Source organism: Anaerospora sp. (genome assembly GCF_032013335.1).
In the GTDB taxonomy this organism is placed as follows: Bacteria; Bacillota; Negativicutes; order Sporomusales; family DSM-15969; genus Anaerospora.
Map to the genome: position 1 here is coordinate 169,243 of NZ_DALZUO010000003.1, position 18,644 is coordinate 187,886.

Sequence of the window (18,644 nt, forward strand, 5' to 3'; positions counted from 1 at the left end):
AAATATATCAATTCACCGAAGTTTCGAGATTTGTGCTGAAAACTTATTTACATCCGGAGGATAGTATGCAAAATATTTATGAACGCCTTAACCCCGCTCAATTGGAAGCGGCTACTCATATTAACGGACCGCTTCTGATTATGGCCGGTGCCGGTTCCGGTAAGACACGGGTACTGACGTGCCGCATTGCCCATTTACTGGCACAGGGAGTGGCGCCTTATAATATCCTGGCAATTACATTTACGAATAAAGCGGCAGCGGAAATGCGCGAGCGGGTTGACTCGCTGGTAGGCCCCCAGGCCAAAGATATTTGGTTAAGCACCTTTCATGCCTTTTGTGCCAAGTTCTTACGCTTCGAGATAGAAAATCACGGCGGCTACAGCCGCAGCTTCACAATATATGACTCAGGCGACTCACAGGCGCTGGTTAAAATGTGCCTGAAAGAGCTTAATATCGATGAAAAGCACTTTCCTCCAAACAGCATTCAAGCAGCTATTTCCAATGCGAAAAACAGCTTGCTTGATGCTAGGGATTTTCAGCAGCAGGCCGATAATTTCCATACAGTTAAGGTTGCTGAAATATATACGCTGTACCAGCAAAAGCTCCGGCAGAACAATGCGCTGGATTTTGATGACTTACTGATGCTGTCTGTGCAGCTGCTGCAGGAAAATGAACAGGTCCGGACCAAGTATCAGGATAAATTTAAATACATACTCATTGATGAATATCAGGACACTAATCATGCCCAATATTTACTGGCGCAAATCCTGGCTGCCAAATCACGCAATCTCTGCGTGGTAGGAGATGCGGACCAGAGTATTTATGCCTGGCGGGGTGCGGATATCAGCAATATCCTGGATTTTGAAGCAGATTATCCGGAAGCCAAGATTATCATGCTGGAACAAAACTACCGGTCAACACAGACGATTCTGGATGCCGCTAATGCGGTCATTGAAAACAACAGCGGGCGCAAGCCGAAAAACCTGTGGACCGATAATGCCGGTGGCGAAACTATTACTCACTACCTGGCGTCAGATGAGCGTGATGAAGCCCGGTTTATTGCCGATACGGTAATTAAATTGAATACCGTTTACCGGCAGACTTATGGTACGATGGCTGCTCTGTACCGGACAAATGCTCAGTCCCGCGTTATTGAGGAAGCGTTTATTAAAGCCGGTATTCCCTATACTATGGTAGGGGGCCTCAAATTCTATGACCGCAAGGAAATCAGAGATATGCTCGCCTATCTCAGAGTGTTATTCAATCCTGCCGATACGGTTGCATTGCTTAGAATTATCAATGTTCCACGGCGGGGGATCGGTGATACTTCGGTGGGGCGTCTGACAGAGTATGCTGCCAGCCAGGGACTGACACTGTTTGATGCCATATCCAACCCCGATGCCGTACCTGGACTGACAGCCAGAGCTAAACGACCGCTGGAAGACTTAGCGACACTTTTGTTTACGCTTATCGGTGCCAAGGATACGCTGACGGTCTCGGAATTAATTGATAAAATTATGCGTGATTCGGGGTATTTGACCGAATTGGAGAATGAGCAAACGCCCCAATCGGAAGCGCGTATTGAAAACTTAAAGGAAATGCTGTCAGTTGCCAAAGAGTTTACGCTCGGCGATGTGGAAAACACATTGGAGAACTTTTTAAATCATGTGGCCCTTGTTGCTGATATCGACAATGCAAACTTGGCAGATGAGCGGGTGACGATGATGACGCTTCACTCTGCCAAAGGGCTGGAGTTTCCGACAGTGTTTCTGGCAGGACTGGAGGAAGGCGTATTTCCCCATAGCCGGACACTGATGAATGAAGAAGAACTGCAGGAAGAACGGCGACTTTGTTATGTGGGGATTACGCGGGCCGAGCGCAAGCTGTATGTTTCAAATGCCCGGATGCGTACCTTATATGGGAATACTGTAGCTTATCCGCAGTCCCGTTTCTTAGAAGAGATTCCAGGTACTTTGCTGCAAAAACACAATGCTCAGCCCAATCGTATGAGTTTTGGCTCAGGCAGGGGTATTGAGCAGGACAAGCCCCGTCTTTCCCTGGTTAAACCTAAAATGGCGCCAGTACAGTCGTCTTCGCAATCTACTCAGCCTTACCAGCCTCATCTCACGAAAGCGGGTACTTCGGCAACTGCCGACTGGCGGGCAGGCGATAAGGCCCAGCACACAAAATGGGGTGTTGGAACGGTTGTGGAAGTACGCGGTACAGGTGCGAATCAGGAATTGAAAATTGCGTTCCCTAATCAGGGGATACGGCAGCTTATGGTTCAATACGCTCCCATTACCAAATTATAAGTCAAGAGGAGTAGATAGTTGTGATTGCCCAAGAAATCGATGAACTTCGGCGGCTTCTCCATTATCATAGTCATCGTTATTATGTGCTGGACGCTCCTGAGATTGAGGACGCAGAATTTGACCGGCTGTATCAGCGTCTCGTCAAACTCGAACAGGATCACCCTGAGTTAATCACTCCTGACTCGCCTACACAACGCGTTGGCGGAACACCGGCCGAGGGCTTCGAGCGGGTGGCTCATTCGGTGCCGATGCTCAGTCTTTCTAATGCTTTTTCTGCTGAGGATTTACTGGCCTTTGATACGCGGGTGAGAAACGGGCTGCCGGACGATTCGCTCGAATATGTAGTGGAACTGAAGATTGATGGGTTAGCCATTAATCTTGTATATGAGTCGGGACGATTACTCCGGGCAGCTACCCGTGGGGATGGCACGGAAGGCGAAGATGTAACCTCTAATGTCCGAACCATCAGAGCGGTGCCGCTCGTGCTGAACGGCCAGGTGCCGCCCGTAATGGAAGTACGGGGGGAAGCCTATATGCCCCGTCCGGCCTTTGATCGGTTAAATGATGAGCGCTTAGAGGCCGGCGAGCCGCTGCTGGCTAATCCCCGCAATGCTGCTGCAGGGTCGCTGCGTCAATTGGACTCTAGGGTTACGGCTTCACGTACGCTGGATATTTTCGTCTATGGTATGGGGGCCAGAGAAGAGCTTGCTGTGACCACCCATGATCAAACCTTGCAATTCTTACAGGAGCTTGGGTTTAAAGTCAATCCTCATTACCGGGTATGTAAAACAATTAGCGAAGTCATTGCATACTGTCAAAGCTGGGCGGAAAAACGGGTTGATTTACCGTATGACATTGACGGGCTGGTGATCAAGGTTAACAGCCTGGCCGGTCAGCGGCAGCTTGGTTCTACAGCCAAAGATCCCCGCTGGGCAATTGCCTTTAAGTTTCCCGCTGAGCAGGCCACTACCATCGTAGAAGACATTGTTGTGCGCGTTGGCCGCACAGGCGTGCTTACGCCTACCGCTGTCTTGCGGCCTGTACGCCTGGCAGGCAGTACAGTCAGCAGGGCAACGCTGCATAATGAGGATTTTATAAAAGAAAAAGGTATATGTATCGGTGATACCGTTATCATCCACAAGGCCGGTGAAATCATACCGGAGGTTATTTCGGTAGTCGAGTCGCGGCGTACCGGTGCTGAAAAGAGCTTTGTCATGCCCGCCACCTGTCCCGAATGTGGCAGCATGGTGCTGCGCATTCCCGGTGAGTCGGCACACAAATGCATAAATAGTGCCTGTCCTGCGCTGCTCAGAGAAGGACTCATCCATTTTGTGTCCCGCGATGCGATGAACATCGATGGTCTTGGGCAGGCGGTGGTTACCAGCCTGGTCGATGCGGGCCTGGTGGCAGATGCAGCTGATTTATATACGCTTACTGCTGAGCAAGTACTTAATCTGGAACGGATGGGACCTAAGTCGGCACAGAATCTGATCGAAGCCATTGCTGCCAGTAAGCAGGCCGGACTTGCCCGGCTGCTGTTTGGTCTGGGCATTCGTTTCGTCGGTGCCAAGGCGGCTGCTACCTTAGCCCGTCATTTTGGTGATATTGAGTTGCTAGCTAAGGCGTCTGCCGACGAATTGACGGCACTGGATGAAATTGGCCCGCGCATAGCTGAAAGTGTAGTGGAGTACTTCGCGCGGCCCGAAGCAGAGCGCCTTATTACGAAACTGACAGCGGCAGGTGTTAAGCTGACGGAAGAAATACGCCGGACAACCGGGATTCTCCCGCTAACCGGAAAGACCTTCGTGCTAACCGGCACGCTGCCTACCCTTACCCGCAATGATGCAGCCGAACTGATTGAAAGCCAGGGCGGCAAAGTCACCTCATCGGTGAGCAAAAAAACAGATTATGTGGTGGCAGGCGAAGAGGCAGGCAGTAAGCTGGATAAGGCCCAAAAGCTGAGTATTACTGTACTGAATGAAGCAGAGCTCATGGCGTTGCTTGACACCGCCCAGAGAGATGAGGAACCCAGCCTCTCGTAAAACTGGACAAACATGGTATAATAGAGCAATATGGAAATTTTGCGGATTGCTGGCGAATGGAGTGAAAATATGAAAATTACCAACAAAGATGTTCAGCAGGTAGCACTGCTGTCGCGCCTGGAGATTCCTGCAGCCGAAGTGGAGCAGGTCACCGGTGAATTAAATGCTATTCTCGACTATATGCTGGTGCTTAAAGGTGTAGATACAACCGGGATTGAGCCGACCGCCCATGTGCTGCCTCTCCAAAATGTTATGCGGCCTGACCAGGCAGTTCCTTCCCTGTGCCGTGAGCTGGCATTGGCCAATGCGCCGGAGCAGGAAGAAGGCTACTTTAAAGTGCCGAAAATTATGGAAGGATAAGGGGGAGCGTTGTGTTTCATTCAACTATACATGAACTGCACAGCAAGCTGAAAAGCAAGGAAGTTTCTGCTGTGGAACTTACCAAGGCTGTTTTTTCCCGCATTGATGCGGTAGAAGATAAGGTTAAGAGCTACATAACCCAAACCCGCGAGACGGCTATGGCAACTGCTCAGGCAGTTGATGAGCGGATCAAGAACGGGGAAGAAATCAGCACGTTGGCAGGGATTCCTGGTGCAATTAAGGATAACATTTGTACAAAGGATATTAAGACTACTTGCGCTTCCAAGATGCTGGAAAACTTTGTACCGCCTTATAACGCAACCGTAATCGAAAAGCTTGCTGCCGAGCAGGCTGTAGTCATCGGTAAAGCCAACATGGACGAGTTTGCTATGGGCGGTTCTACAGAAAACTCCGCTTATCAGCACACCGCAAATCCCTGGGACATATCGACTGTACCGGGTGGTTCGAGCGGCGGTTCGGCGGCAGCCGTATCAGCCGGTGAAGCGGTCTGGGCACTGGGCTCGGATACAGGCGGCTCTATTCGCCAGCCAGCGGCTTACTGCGGTGTAGTAGGCTTAAAGCCAACTTATGGACTGGTATCCCGTTATGGTCTGGTCGCTTATGCTTCCTCACTGGATCAAATCGGTCCAATTACCCGCGATGTAACCGACTGCGCGATTGTCCTCAATGCCATTGCCGGTCACGACAGCAAGGACTCCACTTCGGTTAAAGCCGGAGCAACTGACTATACTAAGGCATTGGTTAATGACGTCAAAGGCTTGCGCATTGGCTTGCCAAAAGAATATTTTGTTGCCGGCATGGCGCCGGAAGTGGAAAAAGCCATTTATAAGGCTGTTGAACAATTTACCGCGATGGGTGCTGAGGTTGTGGAAGTATCTATGCCTCATACAGAATATGCCCTGTCGGCTTACTATGTAATTGCTCCCGCTGAAGCCAGTTCGAATTTGGCCCGTTATGACGGTGTCGGCTTTGGACTGCGGGTAGATGGCGATGACATTGTCAGCATGTATAAAAACACGCGCAGCAAAGGTTTCGGCGCAGAAGTGAAGCGCCGGATTATGCTGGGAACCTATGCATTAAGCTCTGGCTACTATGATGCTTATTATAAGAAAGCACTGCAAGTGCGCACGCTGGTCAAGCGGGACTTCGATCAGGCTTTTGAAAAAGTTGATCTTTTAGTAACCCCTACGGCACCGACACCGGCCTTTAAGCTTGGTGAGAAATCCAATGATCCACTGGCAATGTATCTGCAGGACGTCTGCACCATTCCCGTTAACCTGGCTGGAACACCGGCTTTATCGCTGCCTTGCGGCTTTGCAGGCAATCTGCCTATCGGCCTGCAGCTGATCGGCAGACCACTGGGCGAGGCTGCTATTTTGCGTGCCGCTTATACCTTTGAACAAAATACAGATTATCACAAGCGTTTTGCGCCGCTGGGGGAGGTTTAAGTTATGAGCTATGAAGTTGTTATCGGTCTGGAAGTTCATACGGAACTGAAAACCGAATCTAAAATATTCTGCGGCTGCAGCACAAAATTTGGTTCTGAGCAAAATACCAATGTTTGTCCCGTCTGCCTCGGACTGCCGGGTGTTTTGCCTGTATTAAATGAAAAAGTGGTGGATTTCGCTGTTCGCACCGGTTTGGCACTTAACTGCCAAATCCTCCCTTTCAGTAAATTTGATCGCAAAAACTACTACTATCCTGACCTGCCAAAGAACTTCCAAACTTCACAGTCTGATTTACCGATCGCCGTAAACGGTTATCTGGATATTGAAGTGAACGGTGAAATAAAGCGTATCGGTATTACACGAGTCCATATGGAAGAGGATGCAGGCAAACTGGTTCATGCCGGAACCATTGCCAGGTCTGACTATGCGCTTGTCGACTACAACCGTACCGGCGTGCCGCTGCTCGAGATCGTATCTGAGCCGGATATCCGTTCTGCTGAAGAAGCAAAAGCTTATCTGGAAAAGCTGAAAGCAATTTTACAATATATTGATATTTCGGACTGCAAAATGGAAGAAGGCAGCCTGCGCTGCGATGCGAATATTTCGCTGCGCCCCATGGGGGCTACTCAGTTAGGCACCAAGGCGGAACTGAAAAACATGAACTCCTTCCGCTCTGTTCAGCGCGGGATTGAATATGAAGTGGAACGTCAGGCCGAAGTGCTTGATGAAGGCGGCCGGGTGATTCAGGAAACCCGTTCCTGGGATGACGGCAAGGGAATCACCATCTCTATGCGCAGCAAGGAACAGGCTCATGATTACCGTTTCTTCCCAGAACCGGATCTTGTCCCTATTGTAGTTGATCCGGCCCGGGTGGAAGAGATCCGGATTAACCTCCCTGAGCTGCCCGACGCCCGTAAGGTGCGACTGGTAGACAGCCACGGATTGTCCTCGTATGATGCAGAAGTACTTACTGCCAGCCGGGCTATGGCCGATTATTTTGACCAGGTAGTTAAGCTGGGCGCAGATGCCAAAGCGGCAGCGAACTGGCTGATGGGTGATTTGTCCAAACACCTCAATGCCGGAGAAGCTACCATTGACGAGTGCCTGGTCACACCGGAACGTTTGGCAGGCCTGTTGGTGCTGCTAGATAAGGGCACCATTTCCAGTAAAATAGCAAAAACTGTTTTTGAAGAAATGTGGACCTCCGGTAAGACTGCCGAAACGATCGTACAGGAAAAAGGCTTAGTACAGATTAGCGATGAAGGTGCCATTATTGCCGTTGTAGAAGCGGTGATTGCTGCCAGCCCTCAGTCGGTTGCTGATTACCAGGCCGGTAAAGAACGAGCCATCGGTTTTCTTGTCGGTCAGGTAATGAAACAGACTAAAGGCCGTGCTAATCCTGAATTGGTCAATAAATTGCTGCGCGAGCGCATGTAATGATAGTTAGCTGCAAACTAAATAGTAATTATTAACAACCTTGAAGCGTCCTTTGGGCGCTTTTTTCTTTGCATGAAACCATCTATGCGAGTGCATAATGATATTGTTAAGCTGAAAAATGAGGTAAGTAGTATGCTGTCCAAAAGAGTACCGTGGACAATCAAAGATGTAGTGATGGTCTATGTATTGCGCATTGTAGTAGGATTATTGCTGGTCCGGGCCGTTTATCCGGTGCTGCTTGGCGAATCGTCATCTTTTGCTGTAGAAATGACTGACAGGCTAGTAGTAATCGGCCTGGTATGGTTTGCTGTCCGCAGTAAGCATGGCAATCTGCAGGAGCTTGGCCTGTCAACAGATAAGCTGGGGCGCAATGTAATGGCCGGTTTACTTGCAGGCATATTTTTGCTCGGCGTGAGTATGTACAGCGAACGGCTCTATGCCACTACTTTGTTTGCGACTCCTGTTCAGCATCCGCTTGTCGCTCAAGTTCAGCAAGCCTTAAACTGGCAGCAGCTGATGGTACCTCTTTTTTTAGCCGGGCTAGCTGCTCCTGTTACGGAGGAATTATTGTACCGGATGTTCACGTTCCTCCCGCTGAAAGACCGATTCGGCTTATGGGGCGGAGCGGTATTCAGCGCCGCTATCTTTGCGCTATTGCATTTTAATGCCTATTGGCTGGTGGAAATTATTGTAGTGGGAGTAGGCTTGGCTCTGTTGTACTTTTGGACAGGTTCACTCTTGAGCTCAATAATTGCGCACTCTTTCATTAATTCAACAAAAGTAATTTTATTGTTTCTTGGTATACCATTAGTTTAATTAAAAAGGAGATGAACCTATGCCTTATTGCAGCCACTGTGGTAACAGCAGCCAGTTTGAATCAAGTAAAGTCCCCTCTGTTGCTCCTTATGCCAATGGTCCTAGCTCCGGGGTGATCGGTTCTTTTGACAGCACCGGTGCTCTCATTGGCATGACCCGTCTTGGTGCCACCAAGGCTTTTGCCAATGCTGCCGCCATTCAGCCGGAAGCCTATTTTGATACCTGTACTGTCTGTGGCAGTACTGAACTGTCGTGGAGTGAAATGCAATAAACGATAAGCAGCAATAAACCATAAAGGGGATTGATGAGATGACCGAAAGCCTTGAACTATCGGCCGGGCAGCTTCGCTTTCAATGCGATGAAAGTATATTCAATTTTGATACTACCGAAAGCGCACCGCCACTGGAAGTCATGATTGGCCAGGAACGGGCGGTAAAGGCTGTTGAATTTGGTCTTTTCACGAAAATACCAGGCTATAATATTTTTATTTCCGGCTTAGTAGGCACCGGGAAAATCACCTATGCCAAATCGGCTGTTCACAAGGTTGCGCAGGATGAAGCCGTTCCTGATGACTGGTGCTATGTCAATAATTTTGAAAATCCCAGTCAGCCCATAGCGGTGTCGCTGCCTGCCGGTCAAGGCAGTATCTTTCGTCAGGATATGCAGGATTTAGTGGAAAACCTGAAAAATGATATTCCTAAAATATTCAGCGGTGATCATTACGAAGAAGCCAAAGGGGAAATTGTTAAGACCTTTCAGGCTAAACGAGCTGTTATTATGGAAGGGTTTAATCAATATTGCGAGCAAAATGCAATCTCGCCGCAGTGGTCCACTACCGGTTTTGTCGGCTTGCCTATTGAAAATGGTACGCCGGTAACACCGGAGGAATTTCAAAAGCTCGATAAAGACAAGCGGGAAGGTATTGAAAAAAACCTGGTCGCTGTTCATGAAAAAGCGATGGATGCTGTCCGCATGGTGCAGCAGGTTGAGCGGCAGGCCAGAGAGGAACTGAAAGGCCTGGATACAAAGGTGGGACTTTTTGCGGCAGGTCATTTTATTGATGATTTGCAAGAAAAGTATCAGGCCTTTGAAAAAGTTGTTGCCTATTTGGACACCGTTAAATCAGAAGTAGTTAAAAACATCAATGACTTCAAACCAGCGGCAAATGAAGAAGAAAACAATCCCTTCCTTATGTTTAAGAAGAACATGCAGGATTCGATCAAAGATAAATATAAAGTCAATCTATTAGTGGATAACCGCGACATGGACGGTGCTCCTGTAGTCTTTGAAATCAATCCCACCTATTACAATCTGGTAGGCAGAGTTGAATATGAAAACCGGATGGGTGTGGTTAGTACCGATTATTCCATGATTAAGTCTGGAGCACTGCATCGCGCTAATGGCGGGTACTTACTTTTAAATATTCGCGATGTTTTGACAAATATCGGTGCATGGGAAGGACTCAAGCGCGTTCTGAAGACCAATACGCTGCTGATTGAAAACTTAAGTGATCAGTATGGAATGCTGGCGATGGCCTCGGTTAAACCCCAGGCAATACCGCTGAATGTAAAGATCATTTTGATTGGCAATCCTTCTCTGTATCACCTGTTGTTTAATTATGATGAAGATTTTCGCAAGCTGTTTAAGATTTATGCTGATTTTGATATTGACATGAAAAACAATGATGTCAACAGACAGAAGCTGGCAGGATTTATTACATCTACTGTCAAAAAAGAACAGTTAAAACCGTTTGACAGGTCTGCTGTTGCCAAAATGGTGGAGCATGCTACCCGCCTGGCCGGATCACAGGATAAACTGACGACCCGCTTCAGTGATATTGTAGAAGTAGTGTGTGAAGCGGATACGTGGGCGACGATGGACCAAAGTACGGTTGTCAGCGTTCAGCATATTAAAAAGGCCATTGATGAAAAGCGCTGCCGCTCTAATAAGTATGAGGAAAAGCTGCAGGAAATGTTTGAGGAAGGCATGTTCCTGATTGATACTGATGATGAAAAGGTCGGACAGGTAAATGGCCTGGCGGTGCTGGCCGTAGGGGAGTATACCTTTGGCAAGCCCTCACGGATTACTGCTAATACCTACCTTGGCAAGCACGGCGTTATCAACATCGAACGGGAGACCGAGATGAGTGGTACCAGCCATAGTAAGGGTGTACTCATTCTTGGTGGTTATTTGGGACAAAAATATGCGCAGAAGCAGCCGCTTACCGTGACAGCCAGTCTGACCTTTGAACAGTTATACGAAGGCGTTGACGGTGACAGCGCTTCCAGTACCGAATTATATGCCATTCTTTCCAGCCTCTCAGAGCAGCCGATTAAGCAGTATATTGCCGTGACCGGCTCGGTCAATCAAAAAGGTGAGATTCAGCCGATTGGCGGTGCAACACAAAAAATTGAAGGCTTTTACGCCGTCTGTAAGTTAAAGGGCTTAAACGGTAAGCAGGGCGTGATGATCCCTCATCAGAATGTGAAGGATTTGACACTAAATGATGAAGTTGTGGAGGCCGTTCAGCAAGGACAATTTCATATTTATCCGGTAAAAACAATTGATCAGGGCATTGAAATTCTTACCGGTACTCCTGCTGAGACCATTCATCAGAGTGTGCAGCAAAAATTATACAGCTATACGGAGACCTTGCTTAAACTCAGTAAAAGCCTGGAAAAAGAAGAAAAGTAGGTACAAAAACCCCTTGCGGCAAGGATAACTTTGCCCAAGGGGTACAAAATTTTATACAGATAAGGTGAGCAAGATGACAAAGAATCAAACAGCGCCTGTAAAAATGGGCAGCCGGTATACAGTAGAAATCGCCAACCTCGGACACAGTGGTGAAGGGGTCGGGCGTTATCAGGACTTTACTATTTTCGTTCCCCAGGCACTGCCGGGAGAAGTTGTTGAGGTACAAGTCAGTGAGGTTAAAAAAAGCTACGCAAAAGCCAAACTGATTGCGGTTAAGCAGGCCTCGACTGAACGGGTCGAACCACAGTGCTCTGTTTATCAGAGCTGCGGAGGCTGTCAGCTGCAGCATATGCGCTACGAGGGACAGTTAAAGGCTAAACGGGAGCAAGTAGTCAATGCGATAACGCGCATTGGCAAGCTGGATGATGTCACGATTCACCCTACGATCGGTGCGGCTAATCCCTGGTACTATCGCAATAAAATGCAATTCCCCGTGGGGAGAGCACAAGGGAAAGTTGCTGTAGGCTGCTATTCCCAGGGTACCCATGCCATTGTTAATACGGATGACTGCTGTATTCAGCATACCGTTAATAACACGATAGCGGACCAGGTCCGGCGCATTGTCACGGAGCTTAACATCCCAACCTATGACGAACGTACCGGAGAAGGTGTTATTCGTCATGTCATGGGGCGGGTGGGCACGGCAACCGGGGAAGTGATGGTGGCACTGGTGACTGTCACAGATAAACTGCCAAACCAGGCTAAGATCATCACTGCCCTGCAGTTGGCAATACCTGGGCTGGCAAGTATCATTCATAATGTTAATCCTCAAAGAGGCAACGTTATCTTAGGGCGGACTACCCGTACTATTTGGGGGAAAGATACCATTACCGATAAACTCGGTAATTTAACTTTTCATATTTCTGCTCGTTCCTTTTTCCAGGTCAATACGGAGCAGACGGTTGTATTGTACGGTAAAGCAGTAGAATATGCCGGGCTGACAGGCAAAGAAACGGTAATTGATGCCTATTGCGGCACTGGAACGATCACGTTGTTCCTGGCCGGACAGGCTGATAAAGTATACGGCATTGAAATTGTCGAACCGGCGATTGCCGATGCCTGGCAAAATGCCCGAACGAACAAGGTCGAGAATGTGGAATTTATCGCCGGTGATGCCGTTGAGGTCATGCCCGACCTATACCGGAGCGGTATCCGGCCGGAGACAATAGTAGTTGATCCTCCCCGGGCCGGCTGTGAGCCTAAGGTATTGGAGACATTTGTGAGGATGAATCCCGAACGCATTGTCTATGTATCCTGCAATCCGGCATCCCTTGCCCGAGACCTGGCAATCCTCGCCGAGCAGGGTTACCGGACGGTAGAGATCCAGCCGGTAGATATGTTCCCCCATACACATCATGTTGAGTGTTGTGTTCTACTGCAAAGAAAACACAGCCCGTGAAGCCAGGCGGGACATGGGTTCAAGTTTTGTGGGAATTGTGGAATATGTTCTCTCGGAAGTAAAAAGAAAAAAATGAAAAAATGCAATTTATTTCCAACTATAGTTTAAGGAGAAAAAGGTAGCATAAAAGCCGGCCACAGTAAAGGGCGGTGACATAGGATAACAAGCACCGGTGCCGCCGTTTGAGGTGGTATCGGTGCTTGTTCTTAAAGAGACGGAACAGCAAGCATAGGAAGTGTAGCCACATATCCGTAGACCTTTCAGTTGGGAGGTTCTCAAACCCTATGTTCTTTTCCAGATGCGGTCTCAAAAGGTTTTTTTGTTGAATTATCGACATGATTAGTGAAATTATGCTTCGTGATAAAATGTATGCATGAAATGAAAAAAGCTCACAATTGATAATTTACCTCTATGGGGATTCGATATTTTTTACATGCAAAAGTCGAGTATTGCCAAAGCAGCTTTGATATGATGTAGAAGCGAAGGGAGGGATGGCTATGCTACAAGAACTTAACCGCGCCGTTGAGTATATCGAAGAACATTTGACTGACGAGCTGGACCTGGAAGAGATATCTAAATATGTCGGAATCTCAGATTATCACTTCAGGACGGTATTCTTTTATCTTGCGGGAATGACATTGAGTGAGTATATAAAAAGCAGAAGGTTGTCGGAAGCCAATAAAGATTTGCTGATGGGGGAAAAAGTTACGGACATTGCTTATAAATATGGCTACTCGTCAATGGATGGCTTTGCCCGGGCATTCAAAAAATGGAGCGGCTTTTTGCCCTCGGATGCAGCCAAAAAAAGAATCAGCAAGCCCTTCCCCAAACTTTCGTTTGTCATCACAATCAAAGGAGGAAATACGATGGAATGTAGAATCGAAGAAAAACCAGCGTTTTATCTGGTTGGTGTAAGCAAGCGGGTTCCCATGCAATTTGAGGGCGTCAACAATGCGATTGTAGAGCTTGCAATGAGCATTACAAAAGAGCAAAGAGAAGAAATGCACGCGCTGCAAGACATGGAGCCTTATCAAGTCGTCAACGCCTCTTATGAAGCAGATGCCGGCTTTTTGAAAGAAGAAGGCGAGCTGACCCATCTGATTGGCGTACTGACCACCAAAGAGGATGTAAGCGACCGATTGGTGAAAGTTCCGGTAGAAGCCTGCGTCTGGGCAGTTTTTCCGAATGAAGGGCCGTTTCCTTTCACTCTACAAAATACCATGGCGCGAGTCTATTCCGAATGGCTGCCCACTTCCGATTATGAGGTCATTAACATGCCTGCTTTTTCCTTTTCAAAAATGGATGAGCATAAAAAGAATTACGCTTACAGCGAAGTTTGGACACCAGTTCGGAAGAAAAAATGAATTTTTTGCGTATAATCTGCTTTCGCTACAGAAGGCGTTAAACGGTGAGGAAAAATCCTCACCGTTTATTGTTTTGTTATACCAACACACACCACATATTCTACACAGGCAGCAAGCCCTTTCATCTTGCTTATTGAAATATTTATCTAACTTGTTGGGAGTTCTTCATTCCTTTGGGAGTAACTTTTTACTCAAAATATAAATTCCACTCCAGCCTAACAATAATAACACCTGTGCCAGGACAACAAGCCATAGTATCTCCATGTACCCACCAATCACACAAAATAAGGTATTAGCCAAAGGAAAACCCAGGAAAGTAAACATGATAGGAAAATCTTTTTTATAATTCAAAGAGCTAACAACCCTACGATCCCAGAACTTGACGAAGGCTAACGCTAAAATTCCCACTGAAACTACAGAAAGAGAGACCAACATTACCCATTGCATATCAGAAGTTCTGTTGAAAAATGGTCCCATATAATTAAAGAAGTTGGATATAGGTGAAAGCAAACAAGCTAGAGAAAGAATTGCAGCCAAGAACGGATATATATAGCCAATTAGATTACTATAGCCACTCTTCTTATGCCACCATTCACCGATTAAAGTAAATGCAGTCCAGTATCCGGCTATATAGATCCATCCTGTAAAATTCATGACAGGTTCCCCATATATGACAGGTTCTCCAGGGAGCGGGTAATAACTCCACCTGCCAATGATTCCTTCCGAAGTTTGAAAAATCTGTTTTACTGCGACTGGATCCAGTGAAAAGTCAAAAATCATAGCACTAAGGCCAGCAATGAATGGTTTAGTCCATGACGGTATATTTATCGTCTTCAAAACACGTAACGTTGAGTAAACGATAAGAAACTCGATAATTGGAACAGTTATTGGTACATTGAATATCATTAGGATACTGCTCCCATATGAGTAAAAACCTTCTTTCCCCATAGATCCCATAAATACAGCAACGTTTTCAAAGACCGAGGCATAAAAAAAGACAAAGCATACGAATTGCATTAATACAATCTTGGGACGCTTTTCATTATCAATTATATAAAAAATCATTAAGGTGGCAATAATTAAAACTAAAACATCTTGAATTATCCATACAGGAACTAGCGTTATATTTCCCATTATGTTACCTCCATTTATAATGATCATCGAGTTGAACTGTTCAATTATAATGATAGCATTACCATAAATTACCTATTAAATCCATTGTGGTATGACAAGAACGTAAGTAGTTCAAACCGCATAAAAATGAACAATGAGTAAAAATCTAAAAGAAAAACTTGACGGCGATTTGCGCTCTATCAAAAAATGCAAACCTGGTTGCCGATGAGATAAAAAATCAAAACGAGTTTGATGCTCTTTTCCCATAGAAAAATTTACTTAAGTTGAACAACAAGATGGGTATCAATAGGGCGGCCAGAGGAATTTTCTCAGCCGGCCTTCGTATGTTTAGCAAGGGTATTGAAAACTGTACCTATCTAAAAATATCAATCTGAATATTTCAAAGGGAACAACTGTGGGTTATACTATATTTGTTACTTAAAAAATTAAGATAGGAGAAAAGATATGAAAAAACAATCTTTCAGCCAGACAAAACAACTGGCCTATACCGCGTTAGGCATTGCACTCGTATTTACTTGCACATCTTTTGTCAATCTTCGTCTTCCTATTGCCGCCAACGGCGGACTGATTCATTTGGGAAATGTGCCGCTTTTCCTTTTCGCCATTCTTTACGGCCGCTGGATCGGCGCTCTGGCCGGCGGTATTGGTATGGCCTTGTTCGATGTGGTGGGCGGCTGGTTTTTGTGGGCTCCATTTACCCTGGTGATTGTTGGCCTGATGGGGTATACGGTCGGGGCTATTTGTGAAAAGAACCGGAGTTTGACGGCGTATATCCTGGCTTTAATGGCTGCTGGCCTGATTAAAGTAGTGGGTTATTATGGTGCAGAAGGTATCATTTATGGCAATTGGGTGGCACCGCTGACCTCTATCCCCGGCAATTTGGTACAGATCGGCGTGGCGGCGGTTATCGCCCTGCCGTTAGCGAAAAGGCTGCGAAAATATGTGGCTGCGCCGGAATCAAAGGAGACGGTGCTTTCCTGACATAAAAAGAGCGGGGGACAAGGTTTTTACCTTATCCTCCGTTTTTTGACTTTTATTTCGTGAAGGGCTAACCTGATGTGTTAGAAGTTTTCATTTCCAATATGTTTGCTCGTCCTTCTTAAAAGGTTTTTGAAAAAAATCAATTAATGAATTTCGAATGTATCTTTTAAGGAGTGCGGACACTGTTTTTCGGGCTTCCGATTGGGCGAATCCTTTCCTGGCTGATTTACAAGGGTATCGGCGGGGCAATTTCCATAGTAAAGCCCTGGACCCATCATTATCTGAGACGGAAAAAAATGCTCTGGTGGGACCGTTATATATGCCCTAATTCGGGGATATTAAATTTGAAATTAAATTAAGGAGGGTTTACCTGTGAACAAGTTTATTTTCCATGATTATTTCCATAAGCCTCAGAAAAAAATCGCTAAGCGGATGATTTTCAAAAGCGATAATGTAATTGCTTTTATACTGAACATTGCAAAAGGGGCAATACTACCTGGACACACACATCTAGAATCAACCCTTTTCCTGCAGGTCCTAGAGGGTAAGGCCAAGGTTGTTACGGATGGTAATGAAACCTCGTTGCAAGTGGGCGAGTTAATGCAGGTTGATGGGCAGGAAAGCATGCAGGTTATAAACAGCGGCGAAGATGACTTGCGCCTTTTTGTCACAATTTCACCAATAGGCACGGAGGCCTTTGCAACAGATGCAGATATTTAACAGGGACGAGGGACAGGTATGTTGTCTCTCTGTAATCTGGTCTGATGTGATAGATTGCCGTCAAGAGTATTCATGGTTGATCTAAATTTAATATTGAAATTCTGAACCATCCGTTTATGCGGGGCGTTTTTTGATTTATCCTATTTATTTATCCCAGAATATAGATGATAATCGATTGCCGTTTGGTAAACTAACGAATGCTGCTATAGCGATCAAGGCTGGGGGAGGATTATAGAGATGCGAAAAGTAATCTTAGATTTGGCGGTAACCTTGGACGGGTTTATAGAGGGGCCTAATGGGGAAATAGATTGGTGTATTATGGATGAGGAAATGGCCTTTGAGCAGTTCCTAAGTGAAATAGATACAATTGTATATGGACGGAAAAGCTATGAATTATGGGGGGAATATACCCCTTCTGATAAGGCTTCTGAATGTGAAAAGCAAATCTGGGCACTGGTTCACAGCAAAAAGAAAATCGTATTTTCTACTACTCAGACAGCTCCCAGTGGTGATGTACAATATATTAATAGCAATATTGAAGAGGAAATAAGAAAGCTCAAGCAGGGGCATGGTAAAGCTGTATGGCTTTATGGTGGAGCAAGTTTAATTTCCACGTTTATCAACCTTGGTTTAGTGGATGAGTATCGCCTGTCTGTTCACCCGGTTGTGCTGGGAGCTGGCAAACCATTATTCGGAAGTTTGCGTGAGCGGCTCAGCCTTGGCCTTACGGATGTACGAAGGTACAGTTCGGGAGTGGTCCAATTGGTGTACCGGGCAAGGTAGCCTGGGGTCTGTGATGGAAATAGTGAAGGTGGATAAATCGCATGTATTACGAGGAAATTGTCAAAATTGCGGCCTCGGCGCAAGCTAAAATTGATCTGTTAAGAACAGGCAAAGCGAAATACATCCTTTCCTCGGCTTTGGCCGGGATGTATGTAGGCTTTGGAATCTTATTGATTTTTACGATTGGGGGACTATTGTCGCAGGGGCAAGTGCCGATCGTTAGAATTGTTATGGGACTTTGTTTTGGTATTGCTTTGAGTCTTGTTATCATGGCTGGATCGGAGCTTTTTACCGGGAACCACATGGTGATGACAATTGGGCAGCTAGAGAAAAAAGTAGCAGCCTACGAAGTCCTGGCGATTTATTTTTTTAGTTTTGCCGGTAATCTCATTGGGGCGGTACTCTTAGCAGGCCTCTTTGCTTATTCAGGGCTGCTTAGCGGTAGCACGGAGGCTTTTATTGTAAAGACAGCACAGATGAAGATGGCTCTGCCATGGGACCAGCTTTTGCTGAGGGGAGTTTTGTGCAATACGCTGGTCTGCCTGGCAGTATGGTGTTCTTTTCGAATGAAGGAAGAGACGGGAAAACTCATTATGGTGTTTTGGTGCTTGTTTGCCTTTATTACAACAGGATTTGAACACAGCGTAGCGAACATGACGCTGTTGGCCGCGGCGCTATTTGTTTCAGATAGTGTGGGTGTATCTTTGACCGGTTTCGCATACAATCTTATTTGGGTCACGGTAGGTAACTTCATCGGCGGGACACTATTAGTAGCATTTCCCTATTGGTATATTGCAAAGAAAGGGTAATGAATGGAAGGCGACCGCGCTTAACGCATAGTAGGGATTGCCGTGGTTTCAGTTTTGAGGTAAGAAAAAGCAGTGGCTTTGGTTTACAAAGCCGCTGCTTTTATTTTACGGGGGCAGGCGCCGAGAGCCTGCGTTCGTTCACAAAAATACTACTTGACAACCATGGTTTTAATTGATAGAATTTTCACATAAATAGTATGTGAATGTTTTAACAAACTATTGTTTGGGGGGATTGAAAACCCCATTGAAATCAATTTTTTTCGA

At 46.4% G+C, this 18,644-nt stretch carries 15 protein-coding genes; 14 read left to right on the plus strand and 1 reads right to left on the minus strand.

Annotated elements, in window-relative coordinates:
• Positions 1–65 precede the first annotated feature (65 nt).
• The 10 genes from pcrA to RTR76_RS04445 all read left to right on the plus strand — a co-directional run bounded on the left by pcrA (position 66) and on the right by RTR76_RS04445 (position 13,953).
• Positions 66–2,312, plus strand: a complete 2,247-nt coding sequence (gene pcrA / locus RTR76_RS04400) for a DNA helicase PcrA (protein ID WP_312517096.1) — start codon at positions 66–68, stop codon at positions 2,310–2,312.
• Positions 2,313–2,332: 20 nt separating this feature from the next.
• Positions 2,333–4,354 carry an NAD-dependent DNA ligase LigA gene (ligA, locus tag RTR76_RS04405; RefSeq protein ID WP_312517098.1) on the plus strand — a complete coding sequence of 674 codons (2,022 nt, stop codon included), beginning with the start codon at positions 2,333–2,335 and terminating at the stop codon, positions 4,352–4,354.
• Between the two features lie 69 nt (positions 4,355–4,423).
• Positions 4,424–4,714 (plus strand): Asp-tRNA(Asn)/Glu-tRNA(Gln) amidotransferase subunit GatC, encoded by a 291-nt coding sequence (gene gatC, locus RTR76_RS04410; protein ID WP_312517100.1) that lies wholly within the window; start codon positions 4,424–4,426, stop codon positions 4,712–4,714.
• An 11-nt stretch (positions 4,715–4,725) separates the two neighbouring features.
• A complete protein-coding gene (gene gatA / locus RTR76_RS04415) occupies positions 4,726–6,183 on the plus strand; it encodes an Asp-tRNA(Asn)/Glu-tRNA(Gln) amidotransferase subunit GatA (protein ID WP_312517102.1) in 1,458 nt (485 codons plus the stop codon).
• A 3-nt stretch (positions 6,184–6,186) separates the two neighbouring features.
• On the plus strand, positions 6,187–7,620 hold the full coding sequence (gene gatB / locus RTR76_RS04420) for an Asp-tRNA(Asn)/Glu-tRNA(Gln) amidotransferase subunit GatB (protein WP_312517104.1): 1,434 nt from the start codon (positions 6,187–6,189) through the stop codon (positions 7,618–7,620).
• Positions 7,621–7,752: 132 nt separating this feature from the next.
• The gene (locus RTR76_RS04425; RefSeq protein ID WP_312517106.1) at positions 7,753–8,436 is read left to right on the plus strand and encodes a type II CAAX endopeptidase family protein; all 684 of its coding nucleotides are present in this window, start codon (positions 7,753–7,755) and stop codon (positions 8,434–8,436) included.
• A gap of 19 nt (positions 8,437–8,455) precedes the next feature.
• Complete coding sequence (locus tag RTR76_RS04430; protein ID WP_312517107.1) at positions 8,456–8,707, plus strand: hypothetical protein; 252 nt, start codon at positions 8,456–8,458, stop codon at positions 8,705–8,707.
• 38 nt (positions 8,708–8,745) lie between these two features.
• Positions 8,746–11,130, plus strand: coding sequence for an ATP-binding protein (locus RTR76_RS04435; RefSeq protein ID WP_312517109.1), 2,385 nt, complete (start codon positions 8,746–8,748; stop codon positions 11,128–11,130).
• 73 nt (positions 11,131–11,203) lie between these two features.
• Positions 11,204–12,589 (plus strand): 23S rRNA (uracil(1939)-C(5))-methyltransferase RlmD, encoded by a 1,386-nt coding sequence (gene rlmD / locus RTR76_RS04440; RefSeq protein ID WP_312517111.1) that lies wholly within the window; start codon positions 11,204–11,206, stop codon positions 12,587–12,589.
• A gap of 497 nt (positions 12,590–13,086) precedes the next feature.
• A complete protein-coding gene (locus RTR76_RS04445) occupies positions 13,087–13,953 on the plus strand; it encodes an AraC family transcriptional regulator (protein WP_312517112.1) in 867 nt (288 codons plus the stop codon).
• A gap of 165 nt (positions 13,954–14,118) precedes the next feature.
• Here RTR76_RS04445 and RTR76_RS04450 read toward each other — a convergent pair whose 3' ends face one another.
• The gene (locus RTR76_RS04450; RefSeq protein ID WP_312517116.1) at positions 14,119–15,087 is read right to left on the minus strand and encodes a carotenoid biosynthesis protein; all 969 of its coding nucleotides are present in this window, start codon (positions 15,085–15,087) and stop codon (positions 14,119–14,121) included.
• Between the two features lie 444 nt (positions 15,088–15,531).
• Between RTR76_RS04450 and RTR76_RS04455 the strand changes: the two genes are divergently transcribed.
• From RTR76_RS04455 to RTR76_RS04470, 4 genes are all read left to right on the plus strand, one after another.
• Positions 15,532–16,068, plus strand: a complete 537-nt coding sequence (locus RTR76_RS04455) for an ECF transporter S component (protein WP_312517118.1) — start codon at positions 15,532–15,534, stop codon at positions 16,066–16,068.
• A gap of 372 nt (positions 16,069–16,440) precedes the next feature.
• Positions 16,441–16,788 (plus strand): cupin domain-containing protein, encoded by a 348-nt coding sequence (locus RTR76_RS04460; protein ID WP_312517120.1) that lies wholly within the window; start codon positions 16,441–16,443, stop codon positions 16,786–16,788.
• A 237-nt stretch (positions 16,789–17,025) separates the two neighbouring features.
• Positions 17,026–17,571, plus strand: a complete 546-nt coding sequence (locus RTR76_RS04465) for a dihydrofolate reductase family protein (protein WP_312517122.1) — start codon at positions 17,026–17,028, stop codon at positions 17,569–17,571.
• Positions 17,572–17,612: 41 nt separating this feature from the next.
• On the plus strand, positions 17,613–18,380 hold the full coding sequence (locus RTR76_RS04470) for a formate/nitrite transporter family protein (RefSeq protein ID WP_312517124.1): 768 nt from the start codon (positions 17,613–17,615) through the stop codon (positions 18,378–18,380).
• Positions 18,381–18,644 lie beyond the last annotated feature (264 nt).